This is a genomic window from Actinocatenispora rupis, assembly GCF_016861975.1.
GTDB classification, from domain to species: Bacteria; Actinomycetota; Actinomycetes; order Mycobacteriales; family Micromonosporaceae; genus Actinocatenispora; species Actinocatenispora rupis.
In genome coordinates, this window is sequence record NZ_BOMB01000007.1 from 156,627 (window position 1) to 175,405 (window position 18,779).

At 72.8% G+C, this 18,779-nt stretch carries 17 protein-coding genes; 9 read left to right on the top strand and 8 right to left on the bottom strand.

What is annotated here, in order from left to right; genetic code table 11:
* Positions 1-9 precede the first annotated feature (9 nt).
* Positions 10-738, top strand: a complete 729-nt coding sequence (locus Aru02nite_RS06305) for a sugar phosphate isomerase/epimerase family protein (RefSeq protein ID WP_203655620.1) — start codon at positions 10-12, stop codon at positions 736-738.
* 210 nt (positions 739-948) lie between these two features.
* Here the strand turns inward: Aru02nite_RS06305 and Aru02nite_RS06310 are convergent, their stop codons facing one another.
* The gene (locus Aru02nite_RS06310; RefSeq protein ID WP_203655622.1) at positions 949-4,080 is read right to left on the bottom strand and encodes a beta-N-acetylhexosaminidase; all 3,132 of its coding nucleotides are present in this window, start codon (positions 4,078-4,080) and stop codon (positions 949-951) included.
* 152 nt (positions 4,081-4,232) lie between these two features.
* Here Aru02nite_RS06310 and Aru02nite_RS06315 point away from each other — a divergent pair, with 152 nt between their 5' ends.
* From Aru02nite_RS06315 to Aru02nite_RS06335, 5 genes are all read left to right on the top strand, one after another.
* Positions 4,233-5,315: an ABC transporter permease gene (locus Aru02nite_RS06315; RefSeq protein ID WP_239076436.1), complete on the top strand. Its 1,083-nt coding sequence runs from the start codon at positions 4,233-4,235 to the stop codon at positions 5,313-5,315.
* A gap of 4 nt (positions 5,316-5,319) precedes the next feature.
* Complete coding sequence (locus tag Aru02nite_RS06320) at positions 5,320-6,237, top strand: ABC transporter permease (RefSeq protein WP_203655624.1); 918 nt, start codon at positions 5,320-5,322, stop codon at positions 6,235-6,237.
* Positions 6,234-7,277, top strand: coding sequence for an ABC transporter ATP-binding protein (locus Aru02nite_RS06325; RefSeq protein ID WP_239076438.1), 1,044 nt, complete (start codon positions 6,234-6,236; stop codon positions 7,275-7,277). Before Aru02nite_RS06320 ends, Aru02nite_RS06325 begins: the two co-directional genes overlap by 4 nt.
* On the top strand, positions 7,267-8,298 hold the full coding sequence (locus Aru02nite_RS06330; RefSeq protein ID WP_203655626.1) for an ABC transporter ATP-binding protein: 1,032 nt from the start codon (positions 7,267-7,269) through the stop codon (positions 8,296-8,298). Before Aru02nite_RS06325 ends, Aru02nite_RS06330 begins: the two co-directional genes overlap by 11 nt.
* 101 nt (positions 8,299-8,399) lie before the next feature.
* Complete coding sequence (locus tag Aru02nite_RS06335) at positions 8,400-9,083, top strand: N-acetylmannosamine-6-phosphate 2-epimerase (protein WP_203655628.1); 684 nt, start codon at positions 8,400-8,402, stop codon at positions 9,081-9,083.
* A 39-nt stretch (positions 9,084-9,122) separates the two neighbouring features.
* Here the strand turns inward: Aru02nite_RS06335 and Aru02nite_RS06340 are convergent, their stop codons facing one another.
* Together Aru02nite_RS06340 and Aru02nite_RS06345 are read right to left on the bottom strand one after the other, a co-directional pair.
* Positions 9,123-9,842, bottom strand: a complete 720-nt coding sequence (locus Aru02nite_RS06340; protein WP_203655630.1) for a GntR family transcriptional regulator — start codon at positions 9,840-9,842, stop codon at positions 9,123-9,125.
* Between the two features lie 80 nt (positions 9,843-9,922).
* Positions 9,923-11,440 carry a DUF4127 family protein gene (locus Aru02nite_RS06345; protein WP_203655632.1) on the bottom strand — a complete coding sequence of 506 codons (1,518 nt, stop codon included), beginning with the start codon at positions 11,438-11,440 and terminating at the stop codon, positions 9,923-9,925.
* A gap of 307 nt (positions 11,441-11,747) precedes the next feature.
* Between Aru02nite_RS06345 and Aru02nite_RS06350 the strand changes: the two genes are divergently transcribed.
* Both Aru02nite_RS06350 and Aru02nite_RS06355 read left to right on the top strand, forming a co-directional pair.
* Positions 11,748-12,599 carry a Bax inhibitor-1/YccA family protein gene (locus Aru02nite_RS06350; RefSeq protein WP_239076442.1) on the top strand — a complete coding sequence of 284 codons (852 nt, stop codon included), beginning with the start codon at positions 11,748-11,750 and terminating at the stop codon, positions 12,597-12,599.
* Positions 12,596-12,910 carry a hypothetical protein gene (locus Aru02nite_RS06355; RefSeq protein WP_239076443.1) on the top strand — a complete coding sequence of 105 codons (315 nt, stop codon included), beginning with the start codon at positions 12,596-12,598 and terminating at the stop codon, positions 12,908-12,910. The genes Aru02nite_RS06350 and Aru02nite_RS06355 overlap by 4 nt, the downstream gene beginning before the upstream one ends.
* Positions 12,911-12,927: 17 nt before the next feature.
* On the opposite strand, the gene Aru02nite_RS06360 is transcribed toward Aru02nite_RS06355, so the two are convergent.
* The 4 genes from Aru02nite_RS06360 to Aru02nite_RS06375 form a co-directional block, all read right to left on the bottom strand.
* Positions 12,928-14,175 (bottom strand): acetyl-CoA C-acetyltransferase, encoded by a 1,248-nt coding sequence (locus tag Aru02nite_RS06360; RefSeq protein ID WP_203655633.1) that lies wholly within the window; start codon positions 14,173-14,175, stop codon positions 12,928-12,930.
* 50 nt (positions 14,176-14,225) lie between these two features.
* Complete coding sequence (locus Aru02nite_RS06365; RefSeq protein WP_203655634.1) at positions 14,226-15,005, bottom strand: SGNH/GDSL hydrolase family protein; 780 nt, start codon at positions 15,003-15,005, stop codon at positions 14,226-14,228.
* 46 nt (positions 15,006-15,051) lie between these two features.
* Positions 15,052-16,065 (bottom strand): SGNH/GDSL hydrolase family protein, encoded by a 1,014-nt coding sequence (locus tag Aru02nite_RS06370; RefSeq protein WP_373324848.1) that lies wholly within the window; start codon positions 16,063-16,065, stop codon positions 15,052-15,054.
* A gap of 95 nt (positions 16,066-16,160) precedes the next feature.
* Positions 16,161-16,574, bottom strand: a complete 414-nt coding sequence (locus Aru02nite_RS06375) for a PPOX class F420-dependent oxidoreductase (protein WP_203655636.1) — start codon at positions 16,572-16,574, stop codon at positions 16,161-16,163.
* Between the two features lie 112 nt (positions 16,575-16,686).
* On the opposite strand from Aru02nite_RS06375, the gene Aru02nite_RS06380 reads away from it, so the two are divergent.
* Entirely contained in the window at positions 16,687-17,181 is a 495-nt protein-coding gene (locus tag Aru02nite_RS06380) for a YkvA family protein (RefSeq protein ID WP_203655637.1), read from the top strand.
* On the opposite strand, the gene qcrB is transcribed toward Aru02nite_RS06380, so the two are convergent.
* Entirely contained in the window at positions 17,162-18,715 is a 1,554-nt protein-coding gene (gene qcrB / locus Aru02nite_RS06385) for a cytochrome bc1 complex cytochrome b subunit (RefSeq protein WP_373324849.1), read from the bottom strand. The two genes, Aru02nite_RS06380 and qcrB, sit on opposite strands and share 20 nt — an antisense overlap.
* Positions 18,716-18,779: the final 64 nt, after the last annotated feature.

Consider the following 18,779-nt stretch of genomic DNA (forward strand, 5'->3'; position numbering starts at 1 on the left):
AGGAGCGCCATGCGCAACCCGCTGTCCATCCAGCTCTACACCGTCCGCGACGGCGTCGACGCCGACCTCCCCGGTACTCTCGCGCGGCTCGCCGCGATCGGGTACGGCGCGGTCGAACCGTACGACATCACGACCGACCCGCACGGCCTGCGCGCCCTCGTCGACGACCTCAAGCTCGTCGTCTCCAGCACGCACGCCCCGGTACTGACCGACAAGCGGGACGACATCCTCGCCGCCGCCGGCATCGTCGGTACCGACACGGTCATCGCGCCCGGCATCACCGCCGAGCACTGGACCAGCCCGGAGGACGTCCGGTCCATCGCGGACCGGCTCAACGAGGCCGCCCGCGCCGCCGCCGACCACGGCGTACGGATCGGCTACCACAACCACTTCTGGGAGCTGGAGTACACGATCGGTGGGCGGCCGGCGCTGGAGTCGCTGGCCGACTGGACCGACCCGGCCGTCTTCCTGGAGATCGACGTGTACTGGGCGGCCACCGCCGGCGTCGACGTACCGGAGCTGCTGACCCGGTTGGGCGACAAGGTGCGGTACCTGCACGTCAAGGACGGCCCGGCGACGCGTACCGGGCCGTGGACCGCGGTCGGCGCCGGGGTGGTCCCGATCCCCGAGATCCTCGCCGCCGCACCGGATGTCGAGTGGCACGTGGTGGAACTCGACGAGTGCGCCACCGACCTGTACGAGGCGCTCGCCGAGAGCCACGCGTACCTGACCCACTGAGCGGGCGAGGGCCCGCCGGACGCGTGCCGGCGGGCCCTGAGAGGTCCCAACAGAAAGGACTGTCGGCGCCGGGCGGACTCAGGACGACGCTGCCGGCGTTGTCGGCACAGTCGCATACAACACCGGTATGCGACTGCACCTCCGCCTTGGCAGCCCCGCCCTGAGCCTCGCCAGCCATCCGACGCCTTTCTGTCAGGACCTCGTGTCGTGTCAGCCGACGGTGACGGACCAAACGTGCAGCGCCGGTGTCCACAACGTACGGGTGCCGACCGGCGGCAGCGTGACCGCTGCGACCGTACGGCCCGGGTCGAGCGGGACCGTGTGCAGGAAGACGTCCGCGTGGTGCGGTACCTGGCTGCCCTGGTAGTTCCGGTACTCCGTGGTGACCGCCAGCGTCGCGTCCGCCGGCACCGGCCAGACCGTCCAGTCCGGGTCGTCGACGGTGAACGAGGTCGTCGACCCGTCCGTGTACGTGACCGTGCCGGTGCCGGACAGCGGCCCGAAACTCGAACTCGTCAGCAGCCCGAGCCGGGATCCCTTGCCGGACAACGCGATCGTCTGGCCGTTCGCGAGCGCGTTGTCCGGTCGGGCCGGATCCGTTGCGGGCCAGGTGAAGTGCAGCCCGCCGGCCGTCACCGTTCCGCCGGGTGTCACGCCCGCGGCGGCGAGCGCCTGCGCGGAGAACGTCGAGCCGGACCCGTCGAGACCGCCGTCCAGGTTCGGCGGGTCGGTCTCGGCGTCGTCGGTGATCCCGACGTTGTCGTACGCCGCGGCCAGGTCCGGGTACGGCACGCTCGCCCGTACCGTCAGCGGCTCGTACTGCCGGGTCACCCCGTCGGCATGCGCCGTGTACGACACCGGGATCGCCGTCGTACCAGGCGATCCGGCGTCCGCGGTGACGGTGAGGCGGGCCGTGGCCGTACCGCCGGCCGGGACGGTCAGGGTGCCGTGCCGGGGCGACACGGTGACGGCGGTGTCGCCGACCGACCAGTCGACGCGGACCGGCCGGGTCGTCGCGCCGCGTACGGTGAGCGCGGTGTCCCCGGGCACCACCACCGCGGTCCGGCTCAACGAGGCCGAAACCGGCTCCGGTACGTCAAAGCCATGCCGCGCCAGGCTGCGCGCCGTCCCCTCCGCAGTCCGGTACGTGGTGTCGGCGACGGCGAGGTAGTGCCCGCCCGCGCCGACGTCCGGCCGTACCCGGAAGGTCGCGGTGACGGTCCGGTGCGCCGCGACCGTGCCGAAGTCGGTGCGGCCCGTCGCGGTCGCGTCGAGCTCCGCACTGTCCTCGGTGGACAGTGCCGCCAGCCCGAGGCGTACGTCGTGCACCGGGTCGTCGCCGGAGTTCGTGAACGTGGCGGTCATCGTGCCGGATCCCAACGCCACCACCGTGTCCGGCCCGTCCACTGTGGACCTGCCGGGTCCGGCACCGGTCTCGAACCGGATCTCGCCGACGTTCGTGTGCCCGCCGTCCGGAGACACGTACCGGAGCCACCGGTACGGTGTGGTGTCGGCGACCGGCAGGATCCGCCAGTCCGCCGTCGGTCGCCACTCGACCGTGGCGAGGGTGTGGCAGCCGCTGGTCGGCCCGTCGGTGCAGCCCTCGAACCGTCCGCCGACCATCGTCAGCGTCGGCTGCACGTCGTTGCCGCGCGGCACGAACGCGATCCGGTCCACCGGCGCGGCATGCCCGGCACCGAGATCGATGCCCACGTACCCGCCGTCCGCGGCGGCACCGTCCACGTACGTGCCCGGGTCGCCGTCGAACGCCGGCGCCGGGTCGGCCACGTTGCCGTACACGGATCCCTTGAGCGGCACCACATCCGGCGTGATCGGGTTCGGCGGCCCGGGCGGTGGGCCGACCCGGTCCGCGGCCTCCTCGAACGCGAACACCGACGGGTACTCCCGGTGCCCCGGCCCGTGCCAGGTCGTCTCGGCCAGCACCTCCAGCGGCCGCTGCGCGAACCAGTCCGGGTACGCGTCGGAGGTGTCCGCCAGGTCGTCGTTGAACAGCGAGACCTCGTATCCCCAGAGCCTGTCGTCGTGCACGTAGTCGTACGAGGTGTACATGGTCGTGGTGTTCGCGACCCACCAGTCGCCCGGCGGTTTCGTCGGTACCACGTAGAAGTCCGGGTCGGGGGAGGCGACCACCTGGTACCCGGCGTCCAAATAGGACCGTGGCGTGGCGCCGTACCACGCGTCGATCAGGATGTCCTTGTCCGGGGCGATCGTCGCGCCGCCGATGTAGTCCCACCAGTTCCACATCTCCGGCGTACGACCCATCGCGGTGACCGCGGCGGCCAGCCGGTTCTGCCAGGCCACGATGACGTCCACAGTGGACCGGTACCCGTGCGCGGTGGCGTAGTCGACGAGTTCCGGGCACGCCTTCTGCTGGTCCACTCCCGCGTACTCGTCGCCGCCGATGTGCAGGATCGGCGAGTTCGGGAACAGTGCCGTCCACTCGCGGAGCAGGTCGGTGACGACGGTCAGCGCCGCGGGCTTCGTGACGTTCAGGTTGCCGATGTCGGCCAGCGACCGGCAACCCCAGGCCAGCGCGGGCATCCGCGCGGTGAGCTGGTTCGAGTGCCCCGGCACGTCGAACTCCGGGATCAGCGTCACGTGGTAGCGCTCGGCGTACGCGACGATCTCGCGGATCTGCGAGACCGTGTAGTGCCGGTCGCTCACCAGACCCGGATACCTCGCGCTCGGCACCCGGATCGCGTACGAGTCGGTCAGGTGCAGGTGCACCACGTTCATCTTGTGCCACGCCGCCGTACGCAGGTGCCGTTCGACGTCGGCGACGGAGTAGAAGTGCCGCGCCGGGTCGAGCAGGTACCCGCGGTGCCGGTAGTCGGGGGCGTCGGTGGCGGCGCCGCGCGGCAGGGTGGTGTGGCCGGGCGCGAGGCGGAGGATCTGCTCGACGGTCTGCTCGGCGTAGAACGCGCCGTCGGAGTCCGCGGCCGAGATCCGTACGGTGGCGCCGATGTCGAGCCGGTACGCCTGCTTCGGGGTGTCGGCGGTGGACAGCACGATGTCGCCCGCGCGGGCCGTCCCGGTCACCACGGGCGGCCGGACCCCGGTGACCGCCGCGAGGTCGTCGGCGAACGTACCGGCGTCGGCGCGGATCCGTTGTGCCGCAGGGCCTGTCCAGTCGAGCACGATCCGGCTGCCCGCGGTCACCGCGGTACTCCCGGTGCCTCCGGTCCACCGCGCGAGGCTCGGTACGACGGCGGGTGCGGGGTTGGTGTCGGGGGCGGCCGACGCGGGTGCGCCGGCGACGGAGGCGGCCAGTACGGCGGCGAGCAGTGCGGCCACGGTGCCGCGGGCACGGTGTCGGGTCACGGTCGTCTCCCTCGGCTCGGTCTCGCGGTTGGTACGGTCCAATGATCGATTTGGTGATGCAGGGCTCTCGACATGAACCGGCACGATAGCTACGCTCACGCCAGCGAACAAGAGGTTGGTATGGACCAACTGCCGGATGGGAGGCCGATGTCGTGAGCGAGGCTCTGGTCACCGCCGGGACCGCGCCGGGCGGCGCGCGCACCGGCGGACGGGTGACGCGCCGGCTGGTCGCCGGCCGACTGCGCTACCTGCTGCGGCGACTCGGCTTCTACCTGTTCACCGGCTGGGCCGCGATCACCATGAACTTCGTACTCCCGCGCTTCATGCCCGGCGACCCGGGAGACGCGCTGCTGCGCGGAATGCAGCGGCAGACCGGCCAGGTGCCGACCCCCGAACAGATCGCCGCCGTCCGCACGTTCTACGGCGACCCCACCCACAACCTGCTCGCCCAGTACGGCCGGTACTGGTGGGACCTGGCGCACCTGCGCCTCGGCACCTCGCTCAGCCAGTACCCGACGCCGGTGTCGCACCTGGTCGGCGACGCGCTGCCGTGGACGATGGTGCTCGTCGGCGCGACCACCCTGCTCGCCTGGGTACTCGGCACGCTGCTCGGCGCGTACATGGGGTGGAAGCCGGGGAACCGGTTCGACTCGGTCTTCGCGCCGGTGACCACGTTCGTGCACGCGATCCCGCCGTTCTGGCTGAGCCTGCTCGCCCTGTACGTCTTCGGCTTCGTCCTGGGCTGGTTCCCGCTGTCCGGCGGGTACGACCCGTCGGTGCCGTTCCGGCTCAACAACGTGTGGTTCCTGCTGTCGGTACTGAAGTACGGTGCGCTGCCGGCGATGACGCTCATCTTCATCGGTTTCAACGGCTGGCTGTTCTCCATGCGCAACGTCATGGTCACCACGGTCAGCGAGGACTACGTGCAGCTCGCCCGCGCCAAGGGCCTGTCCCCGACCCGCGTACTCCTGAAGTACGCGGCGCGCAACGCGTTGCTGCCCAACGTGACCGGGCTGGCGCTCGCGATCGGCGGCGTCATCGGCGGCGTCCTGCTCACCGAGATCGTGTTCACCTATCCGGGCATGGGATACCTGCTGTTCCAGGCGTTGCAGCAGCACGACTTCCCGGTCATGCAGGCGATCTTCCTGCTGATCACGCTGACCGCGCTGGCCGCGAACTTCATCGCCGACTCGCTGTACGCGCTGCTCGACCCGCGTACCAAGGAAAGGGGGTGAGCCGGTGATCGGCGGGATCCTGCGGAGCGCGAAGGTCCGGTTCGGGCTCGCGCTGTTCGGATTCTTCGTCCTGGTGGCCGTCGTCGGCCCGTGGGTGACCGGATCGCTGTGGGGCGTGTCGGCCACCGCGATCGACTACCACCACCTGCACGCCGCGCCCAGCGCGCTGCATCCCTTCGGTACCACGGGAACCGGGCAGGACGTGCTCGCGCAGCTCGTCGTCGGGGCGCGCGGGTCGGTCGCGGTCGGCCTCAGCTCCGGCATCCTGGCGACCGTACTGGCCGCGCTGGTCGGCGTCACCGCCGGCTTCCTCGGCGGGCGCGCCGACCAGGTGCTGACCGTACTCACGAACCTGTTCATCACCATGCCCAGCTTCGCCGTCATCCTGATCGTCGCCGGGTACGTCCAGGGCGCCTCCTGGCTGGTGATCGCGTTCCTCATCGGCATCTTCGAGTGGCCCGGCGGCGCCCGGTACCTGCGCGCGCAGACCCTGATGCTGCGCAACCACGACTCCACCGTCGCCGCCCGGATGCTCGGCGAGAACCGCCGCCGGCTCATCGTCGCCGAGGTGATGCCGCACCTGACCGGGATCATCTCGGCGATGTTCCTGCGGGCGGTCGTCGCGGGCATCTTCGCCGAGGCGGCGCTCGACTTCCTCGGCATCGGTTCGGCCGACACGATCAGCTGGGGCACCATGATCTCCGTCGCCCAGGACCAGAACGCCATCGTCCGCGGGTACTGGTGGTGGTTCGCGCCGCCGGGACTGTGCATCGCGCTCATCGGTACCGCGACGGCGCTGGTGAACTTCGGGCTCGACGAGATCACCAACCCGCGGCTGCGTACGGCGAACCCGGCGGCGGTGCGGCGGTTCGAGCGGGCGGCCCGGCGCCGCGCCCGTACGGTGCGGGAGGTGGCGGCGTGAGTACGACGGCGCAGTCGACGGCGCCGACCGGCCGCCGCGGCCGTACGCTCGGCCCGGTCCTGCTCGACGTCCGCGGGCTGTCGGTGGACTACCTGACCACTCACGGCCCGGTACGTGCCTGCGCGGACGTGTCGCTCACCCTGCGCCGGGGCGAGATCCTCGGCGTGGCAGGCGAATCCGGCTCCGGCAAGTCCACCCTCGTCACCGCGCTCACCCGGTTGCAGCGCCCACCGGCGGTCACCGCGGCCGGCTCCGTGGAGTACCGGCCGGTGGAGGGGGAGCCGGTCGATCTGGTGACGCTGTCCGAACGGCGGCTGCGCCGGTTGCGCTGGCGGGACCTGGCGATCGTGATGCAGTCCGCGATGGACTGCCTGAACCCGGTGATGCGGCTGGGTGCCCAGTTCGTCGACGTGATCCGGGAGCACGACCGGTCGATGTCGACGAGGGCCGCGAAGGCGCGCACCGCCGAACTGCTGCGGATGGTCGGCATCCCGGCCGAACGCGCCGCGAGCTACCCGCACGAACTGTCCGGCGGGATGCGCCAGCGGTCGCTGATCGCGCTCGCGCTGGCCTGCGATCCGGCGCTGGTGGTGATGGACGAGCCGACCACCGCGGTCGACGTGGTGATGCAGCGGCAGATCCTGGCGCAGCTCGTCGCGCTCCAGCAGACGCTCCACTTCGCCATCGTGTTCGTCACGCACGACCTCTCGCTGCTGCTGGAACTCGCCGACCGGATCGCCGTCATGTACGCCGGGCGCATCGTCGAGATCGGCTCCGCGTACGACATCTACCGCTCGCCGCGGCACCCGTACACGGAGGGGTTGCGGACGGCGTTCCCGCCGCTGCGCGCGCCGGTCCGGCGGATGACCGGGATCCCCGGCGCACCACCGGATCTGGCCGACCTGCCGCCCGGCTGCGCGTTCGCGCCCCGCTGCCGGTACGCGACCGACGACTGCACCACCGCCGTACCGGCGCTGCGTCCGGTGGGCGCGCAGCACGTCGCGTGCGTACGGACCGAGGAGGCGGACGATGCCCGGTGACCAGCCCGTACTCGAAGCGGTCGACGTCGGCAAGGAGTTCCCGGTGCACGACCGGTTCGGCGGATCCCGTGCGGTGCGGGCGGTCGAGCACGCGAACCTGGCGCTGTACCCGGGTCGGATCACCGCCCTGGTCGGCGAGTCCGGCTCCGGCAAGACGACGCTCGCCCGGCTGCTCGCGCTGTTCCACCCGCCGACGTCGGGCGAGATCCGGCTCGACGGCTTACCGGTGACGGCGGCGACGCCGCGCGGCGAGTACCACTCGGCGGTGCAGCTGGTCTTCCAGGACCCGTTCGCGGCGCTGAACTCCTTGCACCGCGCCCGGTACATGCTGCGCCGCGCGCTCCAGTTGCACGGCCGGGGCGGCAGCCGGGCGGAGGTCGAGCGGGCGTCGCTGGACCTGTTGCGCCGCGTCAACCTGACGCCGCCGGAGCGGATCCTCGACAGCTTCCCGCACCAGCTGTCCGGCGGGCAGCGGCAGCGGCTGGTGATCGCCCGCGCCCTCGCCGTGCAGCCCCGCGTACTCCTGGCCGACGAGCCGATCTCGATGCTCGACGTCTCCATCCGCCTGGACGTACTGAACCTGCTGGCGACGCTGCGCGACGAGCAGGGCCTGGCGATGCTCTACATCACGCACGACATCGCCAGCGCGCGCTACCTCGCCGACACCGTGCACGTCATGTACGCGGGGCAGACCGTGGAGGGTGGACCGCGGGATTCCGTTATCCTGCAACCGAAGCACCCGTACACGAGGCTGCTGCTGGACTCGTCGCCGGATCCGGCGCGGTCGATGGCGGACGGCGCCGACGACCCGTTCGCCGGCGTCGCCGAGGCCGGCGAACCGCCCAACCTGGCCGATCCGCCGCCCGGCTGCCGGTTCCACCCGCGCTGCCCGTTCGCGATGGACGAGTGCCGGCGCGAGTTCCCGGCGCGTACCACGTTCGCGGACGGCGGCTGGGCGCACTGCTGGCTGCACCGCAAGGGCCGTACCGGAGAGCTGCTCGCGGACGTCGCAGTGTCGTGAATCCCTTGTGGCCCAACCACTTTCGAAGAACCTTCGACCCCACCGGCACCGACGGTACGCGGACCGGCGCCGCGTGCGCACCACACGTACCTGGAGGATGCATGGACACCGCGGCGACCGTGAAGGCCCTCGACGGCGGGCTGATCGTCTCCTGCCAGGCCCCGCCCGGCCACCCGCTGCGCGACACGGCGCACCTCGCGGCGGTCGCCGAGTGCGCCCGCGACGGCGGGGCCACCGGGCTGCGGCTCGACGCCGACGACGTCGCCGAGGTACGCCGGCGCACCGTCCTGCCGATCATCGGGATCCGCAAGCACGTGCGCGTCGGCCGCCGCCCGCTCATCACCCCCACGTACGAGGACTGTGTGCTGCTCGCGGCGGCCGGCAGCGACATCGTCGCGGTCGAGGCGACGGCGGAGAGTCCCGGCGTCGACGCGTTCGCCGACCGCGTCGCCCGCGTCCACACCGAACTCGGCGTACCGGTGATGGCCGACGTGGCCACCCGAGACGAGGGGCTCGCGGCCTGGGACGCCGGCGCCGATCTCGTCGGCACCACGCTCTCCGGGTACACGGCGGGCTCGGCCGGCGCCGACGGACCGGACCTGGACCTCGTCGAACGCCTCGCCGCCGACGGCGTACGGGTCGTACTGGAGGGGCGCGTCAGCGAACCCGCCCAGGTACGCGCGGCACTGGACCGCGGCGCGTACGCGGTGGTGGTCGGCAAGGCGATCACCGACCCGCTCGCCACCACCGTCCGCTTCGCCGCAGCCAGCGGCCGGCGGCCGTGACCCGCACGCCGTGGTACGCGCGCGGCCCGGACGCAGCCGTCAGTCGCGGGTGATGGCGAAGCGCAGGTCGTAGCGGTCGCCGCGGTACACGGTGGTGGTGGCCTCGACCGGCCGGTCCCGCTCGTCCAGGCCGATCCGGTGCACCCGCAGTGCCGGCGAACCGGGCGGGCTGCTCAGCAGTACGGCGTCCGCGTCGCCGAGTACGACGGCCTGCACCACCTGCTCGGCCCGCACCACCCGCAGCCGGTACCGCTCCGCGAGGAGCTCGTACAGCGAGCCGGTGTGGTCGGCGTCGAGGAGGCCGGGCACCCGGGCCGCCGGCAGGTGCACCGTCTCCAGGCAGATCGGGTCGCCGTCGGCGAGCCGTACCCGGAACATCCGGACGAGCGGGGTGTCCGGCGTGACGGCCAGCTCGTCGGCGAGCGTGCCGGCCGGTACCTCGTTCGCGGCGAGGAGCCGGGAGCCGGGTGTGAGCCCGCGGGCGACCATGTCCTCCGAGAACGAGGTGAGCGACAGCGTCTTCGAGATCGTCGGCCCGGCGACGAACGTGCCCGACCCCTGCACCCGGTACACGACGCCGTCGGCGCGCAGCGCGTCCAGCGCCTGCCGCACCGTCATCCGGCTCACCTGGTACGTGGCGGCCAGGTCCCGCTCGGTGGGCAGCGCGGCGTGCGGCTGCCGGGTGGCGATGTCGGCGAGCAGCGCCCGACGCACCCGCTCGTACTTGTGGACCGTGCCCTGCTCGGACACCCGTGCCATGATCGGCTTCCCCTCAGGATCGTTCTCGCTGGGTGTGGCCGGTGGACCGACCTGCCCATTGTCCAACCGTCCGGGTGGCGTCACCGCGGGACCACCGGCCACCCGCCGTCGGCCGGACCGAGCGCGAAGTCGACCTCGAAGGTACGGCGCCACGGCAGCCGGACCGTACCGGGTGCGATGCGCAGGCCGCGACCCCACGGCGCCGCCGCCAGATGCTCGCCGAGCGCGTCCGCGAGCCAGGACTCCGCGTCGGCCAGCGTCCCGCCGTCGAGCCGCGCGACGTCCGCCCCGCCGAGGCGCCGCTCCAGCCGCCCGCGTACGCCGGCCTGGTAGCCGCCGTCCTCCAGCAACCGGTGTGCGACCAGCCGCCGGTGCGCGTCCTCGTCCCCGCGTCCGGTGGTACGTCCCGCGTACCGGGCCAGCGCGTGCGCGACCGCCGTCCCGATCGTGTTGCCTGCCGTGTTCCACCCCGCGTACGCCGCCAGGTCGTACGGGTCGGCCGCCGCGGTGAGCGCGTCGAGGAGTACCGGGTCGGCGCCGTTGGCGTACCGGGTGTCGGCGACGGCCACCAGCCGCCCGTCCCGTACCAGCCGGGCCGCGAGCGCCGCGACGGGCCCCACCGCGGCCGGGTCGGGGTCGGGCCGGAAGTCGCTGTGCCAGCCCGGACCGCCGGGCGCGGGCGGGTGCAGGACCAGGTGCACGTCGGCGTCGCCGGCCGTGACGACCGTGCCGCCGGCGGCGCGTACCTGGCGGGCGGCGGTCACCGACACCGGCACGTTCTCGTACGGCGCGACCCGGTCGGCGCCCGGCACCGGGCAGTGCACCCGTACCGTCGGCGCGAGGCCCGCGGCGCCCAGCACCGCGCGGGCCACGAGTACCGAGCCGACCTCGTCGGCGCCCGGATGGACGTGCACCCGGTCGTCGGCGCCGAGCGCGTCGATCCAGTGCCGCAGCCAGCCCTCCTCCAGCGTGCCGGCCGCCCACTCGGCGGTGTCGTCGCTGGTCACGAGCAGGGTGCTGAGGACGCCGGTGGCGGCGAGCCGGACCGCGTCGAGGTTCGCCGCGTGGTTGCGCAGCCGCCGGGTGAGGAAGTCGCGCCGCACCTCGTCCGGTACCGCGGCGCGCAGCTCGGCCAGCCGCGTGCCGTCGTGCCCGGCGTACCGCCGGTGCAGTGCGCCACCGAGCGCGTGCAGCTCGCGGCCGTACCGCGGCCAGTAGTCAGGTTCCTCCGCCCCGTGGTACGAGTCGGACGCGCGCAGCACCGTGGACACCGCGAGTACGGGCAGCTCGGGGCGCTCCCGGCGCAGGTCGGCGAGGACGGACCAGCGGCCGAGCGCGTCGGCGGTCGGGTGCCCGCTGGTACGCGACGCGATCAGCCCGCCGTACGCCAGCGTGTCCAGGCACGCGACGACCGCGTCCGCCGCACCGGCCTCGTCCCGTACCCAGTCGGTGAGGGCGTCCGGGTCGGCGGGTTCGCGGGCACGGCCGAGCAGCGCGGCCGGCGGCGCCACGCATCGCGCGCCGGCGACGGCGGCGACCATCGCGGGCAGCGTCACGTTCACCGGCCGGTCGTCCAGCGGTACGAGCAGGATCCGCACCCCACGCCCCTCGCCATTTTGGTCTAGCCCATTCGACTCCACCCTAGAAACGCTTTCCCCACAGCGTCAACAAAACTCTGCCACAACCCAGCCACCGCCCACCCTCGTTTGGTACGTACCGAAATCGGTGGACGCGCGCGGGCTGGTGGCGTTGCGTCGTACGTCGGGGACGGTCCGTGCGGGCGGAACGGCGTCCCGTCGCGGGCCGGTACCCTTGCTGGCAGCGGCGGTCGGCCCACGGGTCGGCGGCCGCGGCCACACCCACGAGGAGGCGGCGTTGCGAAGCTCGAACCCGATGCTCAACCGCATGCTGCGGACGGCCGTCCGGGACCGGGTTCCCGCCGGCCAGGCCCAGCCCCAGTACGGAGCCCCCCGGTACGGCCAGCCCCAGTACGGGGCACCGCAGTACGGGCAGCGGGGCTACGGCCAGCCGCAGACCCCGTACCCGACGACGCCCGGCATGGTGGCGCCCGAGGTACGCCCGATGACGCTGGACGACGTCGTCATCCGCACGATCGGCCTGCTCGTCCTGACCGGCGCGGTCGGCGCGCTCAGCTGGGTGGCGCTGCCGATGACCGGCGCGCTCGCCGGGCCGCTGCTGGCCGTGGCCGTGCTGGCCACGTTCGGCGTGGCGCTGTTCTCGTGGTTCCGCCCGATCACCAACCCGGCCGTCATCGCGGTGTACGCGGTGGCCCAGGGCCTGCTGCTCGGCACGGTGAGCCGCGTCTTCGAGCAGTTCTACTCGGGCATCGTGCTCCAGGCGGTGGTCGGCACGTTCGGGATCTTCGCCGTGATGGCGGTGCTGTACAAGTTCCGGGTGCTGCGGGCGACGCCGATGTTCGCGAAGGTCGTCATCGGCTCCCTGGCCGGTCTGCTGGTGCTCGGCCTGTTCAACGGGATCATGGCGGCGTTCGGCCACAACCCCGGCCTGGTGGAGTACTCGGTGAACGGCCGGGTCGGCTGGCTGCCGATCGTGTTCACGTTGGCCTGCATCGTGATCGGCGCGCTGACGTTCGTGCTCGACTTCGCCGCGGTCGAGGAGGGCGTCCGGGCCGGCGCCCCGCAGAAGTACGCCTGGTACTGCGCGTTCGGCCTGCTCGCCGGCCTGATCTTCCTGTACTGGCAGATCCTGCGGATGCTCAGCTACCTGCGCCGGTGACCGCGCTCGACCTGGCGACCGCCGTCCGCCGGCTCGCGGACGGCGTCGCGCACTGGACCCCGTCGGCGTGGGCGGCCGGTACGCCGCGCCGCGCCGACGTACTGCACGAGCTGGTGCAGCGGCTCGCCGATCTGGGCGCGGACTCCGAGTCGCGGGCGCACGTACCGGTGCCGCGGCTGGACAACGACCTGGCCCTGCCGGACCAGCTCCGGGTGGTCGCCGCCGACCTGCTCGCCGCCGACCCGCCGGCCGACACCCGCACCGCCGCGCACTCCGCGGTACGTCAGGCCAGCGGTGCGCTGCTGCCCTGACGTACCGCCGGATCGGCTCAGCTGAGCCGTTCCACCACCATCGCCATGCCCTGGCCGCCGCCTACGCACATGGTCTCCAGGCCGTACCGCTTGTCGTGCCAGGCCAGGTTGTTGAGCAGGGTGCCGGTGATCCGCGCCCCGGTCATGCCGAACGGGTGGCCGACCGCGATGGCGCCGCCGGACACGTTCAGCTTCTCCAGCGGGATCCCGAGCTGCTGGTACGACGGGATGACCTGGGCGGCGAACGCCTCGTTGATCTCGACCAGGTCGATGTCGTCGATGGTCAGGCCGGCGCGGGCGAGCGCCTGCCGGGACGCCTCGACCGGGCCGAGGCCCATGATCTCCGGCGACAGCGCGGACACGCCGGTGGACACGATCCGCGCCAGCGGCGTGAGCCCGAGTTCGGCGGCCTTGGTGTCGCTCATGACGACGACCGCGGCGGCGCCGTCGTTCAGCGGGCAGCAGTTGCCGGCGGTGACCCGGCCGTCGGGCCGGAACACCGGCTTCAGCCCGGACACGGCCTCCAGCGTCGTACCGGCGCGCGGGCCGTCGTCGCCGTCGACGACCGTACCGTCGGGCAGGGTGACCGGGGTGATCTCGCGGGACCAGAAGCCCGCCTTGATCGCCTCCTCGGCCAGGTTCTGGCTGCGTACGCCGAACTCGTCCATCTCGGCGCGGCTCACCCCGTACGCCTCGGCCAGGTTCTCGGCCGTCTGCCCCATCGCCAGGTACACGTCGGGCAGCTCGCCGTCGGCGCGCGGGTCGGTCCAGTCCGGCTGGCCGCCGCCGGCCCGCAGCGTCGACCGCTCGTACGCCGCGGCGAAGCGCGGGTTCTGCCAACCGCCGCCGACCAGTGCCTGCGCCTCGGCGGGCAGCGCGTCGGAGTTGCCGCGGCCGTACCGGGAGACGCACTCGACGCCGGCGGACAGGAACACGTCGCCTTCGCCGGCCTTGATGGCGTGGAACGCCATCCGCGTGGTCTGCAGGCTGGACGCGCAGTAGCGGGTGACGGTGGCGCCGGGGAGCCGGTCGTACCCGAGGAGGACCGAGACGACGCGGGCCATGTTGAAGCCCTGCTCGCCGCCGGGCAGCCCGCAGCCCAGGTACAGGTCGTCGATCAGCTCGGGGTCGAGCTGCGGGACCTTGTCCAGCGCCGCCCGGATGATGGTCGCGGCCAGGTCGTCCGGCCGTACGTCGCGCAGGGAGCCCTTGACGGCCCGTCCGATCGGCGACCGCGCCGTCGCCACGATGACTGCTTCTGCCATACCCCGCACGTTACTACCCAGTAGCCTCGGGTGCTGCCGTCGGCCCGGACTCAGCGCGTGGAGCCGTGCAGCGCCGCGACCGCCGGGTACAGCGCGTGCGACCAGATCCGGTACCCGTCGGCCGACGGATGGAAGCCGTCCGGGCACAACATCCCCGGATCCGCCCGGAACACCGTCCCCGTCGCCGCCCCCAGATCCACCGGTACGCCGTCCGCGGCGCGCGTCGCCGACGCCTGCGCCCGCGCCAACCGCCGCCCCGCGTACCCGACGAGTTCGCGGAGGGGCTGGGCGATGGCGCGGCAGGCGGCCAACTCCGGGCACGTGCCCACGACCACCGCCGTACCAGCATCGCGGAGCCGGGTGATCGCCGCCGACAGCTCCGCCGCGGCCTGGCTCGGCGCCGTCGCGTGCACCACGTCCGCGCCGCCGACCAGGATGACCGCGAGATCCGGCGGCTCCACCAGCAACGTACGGGCCACCTGCGGGTCCAGGTCGCCGCTGCCCGAACCGGAGACCGCGGCGCTGGTCAGCTCCACCCGTACGCCGGTGGCGGCCAGCCGCTCCGCCAGGTGCCCGCCGACCGTGTCCTCGACCCGGTCCACGCCCACCCCGGCTGCGGTGGAATCACCCAACATGGCCAGTCTGAGTACGGGTGCGTGCGTCGGCCCGAACGTCGCCCGCATGCCCGGACCGACCGCGGGCTGCCCGTACCGTCGGCCGAGGGCCATCGCGGTCTCGACCGCCAGGATGCCGGCGGTGACGAGCACGGACGCCGCCGTCGACACCAGGACACCCCTGCCGACGATCCTGGCCACCCGTACAGCCTTCATCCCGCACTCCCGTCTGTCGCACCGGGCGGCGGGGGCGCCGGATCCGTCAGGTCTGCTCCGCCGCCGGCTCGCTGACCATTGTCGCCGGTTTCCGCGGATCGGTGGGCCGGGCGGCGAGCAACCTGACCCGCCTGCGCAGCTGCGCCCACCGTCCGCCGACCGGGGCCTCACTCGCCGCACTCACCTCCGTACCGGCGCGGTCGGCGGCCGCGACCGCCGCCTCCGGCAGCGAGTGCAGCATCCGCACCGGCTCCGGCCCGACCGGCTCGCCCAGCCCGCCGACCACGGACGCCACCGTCGGCAGGATCGCCGCCACGGCCTTCGCGTACCCGGCGGGGGAGGGGTGGAAGTGGTCGGCGGAGAACATCTCGTCCGGCGCGGCGAGGAAGTCGGGGCCGAGCAGGTCACCGAGCGACACGGTGCGCGCACCCGCCTGTACGGCGCCGATCGTCTGCGCGGCGGCCAGCTCCCGGCTCCACCGCCGGCAGATCCAGCGCAGCGGCTGCCGGATCGGCCGGATCGTGCCGAGGTCCGGGCAGGTGCCGACGACGACCTGGGCGCCCGCCCCGCGCAGCCGTTCCACCACCCGGGACAGGTGCCGCACCGCCACCGGCGGCCGGGTCATGTGCGTGACGTCGTTGCCGCCGACGAGCACCACCGCCACGTCCGGCCGTACGTCGAGGGCCTGGTCGAGTTGCGGGTGCAGGTCGGCGCTGAGCGCGCCGACGACGGCGAAGCAGTGCAGGCGGACCGGCCGGTGCAGGATGTCGGCGAGCCCGCTGGCCAGCAGCGCGCCCGGCGTCTGCCGGGGCAGCTCGGCGCCCATCCCGGCGGCGCTGGAGTCGCCGAGCACCGCCATCGTCAGCGGCGCCCCCTCGTACTCCGTGCCGTAGTCGCCGTCGCACTCGGGGACCGGATCCTCCGGGATCCGGATCGCCCAGCGGGCCAGCTTCGCCTCGCCGATCAGCACGCCGGTCGCCGCCGCACCGAGCAGACCGAGACCGCCGCCACCATAGGCTGCGGCGACGGCGATCCTGCGGGCCCGGGACGCTCGACTCACACCCACCACCTCGCTCCGGTACGCCTCAGTCGATCTCTCTCAACGCTAACCGGAAGGTGCGACAACGTCCTGTCAGTTGGCTCTCAAAGCGGACGTCAGCCCTGCCGGTCCGGCCCGGCCGACTCCAGCGTCACGCGGACGACGACCCGGCGCTGGTCGCGCATCGCCTGCCGGTACTCGTCCCAGTCCGGGTGCTCGCCGGAGATGCCGCGGTAGTACTCGACCAGCGGTTCCATCGCGTCGGGCAGCGACACGACCTCGGCCGTACCGGAGACCTGGATCCAGCGTCCGCCGTAGAAGCCGTCCGGCAGGACGCACAGGAACACCCGCGGGTCGCGCCGCAGGTTCCGCGTCTTGAACGCCGTCTCCCGGGTACTGATCACCGCGTGGCCGGCCGCGTCGACGCCGACGGTGACCGGGCTCAGCTGCGGGGTGCCGTCCGCCTTCACGGTGGCGAGTACGGCGTGGTGCTGCTCGCGCAGGACGGCGCGTGCCTCGTCGAGATCCATACCGTCCACATTGCCTCGCGGCGGGTCGGATGTGCGAGGTGTTCACGATTCGGAGGTGCCAAGAGGTGCACGGACCGGGCACCATGGGTACTCCCGACCCGGGAGGTGGCCGATGACGACAGGCGCGCAACCGAAACGCAACGGTTTCGTGGCGCTGGGCAGGGCGCTGTTCGCGCGGGGCGGCCCCGGCATGGGGCGCCGGCTCGGCGCGATGCCCCGCATGTTCGGTGCCCGGTTCCGCGGGCGGTACCAGGGGATGAGCTGGGGGCGGTTCGCCGCGCTGATCGTCGCCGCGGTGTACATCGTGTCGCCGGTCGACCTCGTGCCGGAGGCGTTCCTGCTGGTGTTCGGACTGGCCGACGACGGTGTCGCGCTGGCCTGGCTGGCGGGTGCGCTGTTCGACGAGGCGGAGCGGTTCCTGGCGTGGGAGGACTCCCAGGCCAGGACGTACGGGGGTCCGGGTGCCGGCCAGCAGCACCCCGGCCACGGCGCGCCCGGCCCGCAGCACGCGCCCGGCCCGCAGTACGCGCCGGGCCCGCAGTACGCGGCACGGGAGCCGCACATGTCCGGCGGCCCGATGCCGGGGTTCAGCGCCGAGACCCCGTGAGTTCGGCGCGGTCGTCCTGCTCCACCGGTACGAAGAAGCCCTTGGGGGCGGGGCCGGCCGCGCCCACCCGGTTCATCCGTTTCGGCACCGCCCACCCGCGGTAGGGGAGGGCGGTGCCGTCGGTGAGCGGCTGGTGCACCTCGGCGAACCGCCCGTTCGGCAGCCGGGTGATGATGCCGGTCTCGATGCCGTGCGCCAGCACCTCCCGGTCGTGTTGCTGGAGGCCGAGGCAGATCCGGTGCGCCAGCAGGTACGCCAGCGGCGGCAGGACGAGGATGCCGATGCGGCCGGCCCAGGTCATCGCGTTCAGGCTGACGTCGAACTTCTGCGCGATCACGTCGTTGCCCCCGGACACCGTGAGGACCAGCCAGAACGTCACGGCCATCGCGCCGAGCCCGGTCCTGGCCGGTACGTCGCGGGGCCGCTGGAGCAGGTGGTGTGCCGCCCGGTCGCGGCCGAACCGCTGCTCCAGGAACGGGTAGAGCAGCCCGCCGAGCACCATCGCGGTGGGCACCGGTACGGCGGCGAAGAACACCGCGGGCACCGTGTACCCGTGGCCGAGCAGGCCGAAGCGCAGCTCCCAGGCGGGGAACAGCCGTACGAGCCCGTCGAGGAACATCACGTACCAGTCGGGCTGCGACGCCGACGACACCACCGCCGCCCGGTACGGGCCGAACAGCCATACCGGGTTGATCTGGACGAGCCCGGCGAGCAGGGCCAGTACGCCGAAGACCATGGCGAAGAAGCCGCCGCCGCGTGCCGCGAACCCGGGGAACATCCGGTGTCCGACCACGTTGTGCTCGGTCCGGCCGGGCCCCGCGAACTGCGTGTGCTTCTGCCGTACGAGCAGGGCCAGGTGCAGCGCGACGAGCGCGAGGACGACGCCGGGCAGTACGAACACGTGCAGGATGTAGAACCGGCCGAGGATCACGTCACCCGGGAACTCGCCGCCGAACAGCGCGAACGACGTCCACGTACCGACGAGCGGGATCGACGTGACGATCGCGTCGATGATCCGCAGGCCGGTGCCGGACAGCGCGTCGTCGGGCAGCGAGTAGCCGAGGAGCCCCTCCGCGAAGCCGATCCAGAACAGCAGGAACCCGACCATCCAGTTGAGTTCGCGGGGCCGCCGGAACGCGCCGGTGAAGAACACCCGCAGCATGTGCACCACGATCGCGGCCATGAACAGCAGCGCCGACCAGTGGTGCAACTGCCGCAGGACCAGCCCGCCGCGTACGTCGAAGGACAGGTCCAGGGTCGACGCGTACGCGCCGGACATCCGTACGCCGGACAGCGGCACGTACGAGCCGTGGTAGACGACCTCGGTCGACGACGGGCTGAAGAAGAACGCGAGGAACGTGCCGCTCAGCAGCAGGACGAGGAACGAGTACAGGGCGATCTCGCCGAGCATGAACGACCAGTGGTCGGGGAAGACCTTGGTGAGGATCCGGCGGTACGGGCCGGCGAGGGCGAGCCGTCGGTCCGCCCAGTCGGCCGCGCGTCCCGGGGTCGGGCGGTGCCGATCTTCTATCACGCGTAGAAGTTACTACGAAATGTAGAAGAAAGGAACACCGGTCCCCGCTCGGGCGCCCCGAGCG

Bases quoted from the DNA above. Each gene is read 5' to 3' on its own strand.
- Aru02nite_RS06305 (WP_203655620.1), top strand. From the start codon at position 10: ATGCGCAACCCGCTGTCCATCCAGCTCTACACCGTCCGCGACGGCGTC.
- Aru02nite_RS06330 (WP_203655626.1), top strand. From the start codon at position 7,267: ATGCCCGGTGACCAGCCCGTACTCGAAGCGGTCGACGTCGGCAAGGAG.
- Aru02nite_RS06335 (WP_203655628.1), top strand. From the start codon at position 8,400: ATGGACACCGCGGCGACCGTGAAGGCCCTCGACGGCGGGCTGATCGTC.
- Aru02nite_RS06340 (WP_203655630.1), bottom strand. From the start codon at position 9,842: ATGGCACGGGTGTCCGAGCAGGGCACGGTCCACAAGTACGAGCGGGTG.
- Aru02nite_RS06350 (WP_239076442.1), top strand. From the start codon at position 11,748: ATGCTGCGGACGGCCGTCCGGGACCGGGTTCCCGCCGGCCAGGCCCAG.
- Aru02nite_RS06360 (WP_203655633.1), bottom strand. From the start codon at position 14,175: ATGGCAGAAGCAGTCATCGTGGCGACGGCGCGGTCGCCGATCGGACGG.
- Aru02nite_RS06365 (WP_203655634.1), bottom strand. From the start codon at position 15,005: ATGAAGGCTGTACGGGTGGCCAGGATCGTCGGCAGGGGTGTCCTGGTG.
- Aru02nite_RS06375 (WP_203655636.1), bottom strand. From the start codon at position 16,574: ATGGATCTCGACGAGGCACGCGCCGTCCTGCGCGAGCAGCACCACGCC.
- Aru02nite_RS06380 (WP_203655637.1), top strand. From the start codon at position 16,687: ATGACGACAGGCGCGCAACCGAAACGCAACGGTTTCGTGGCGCTGGGC.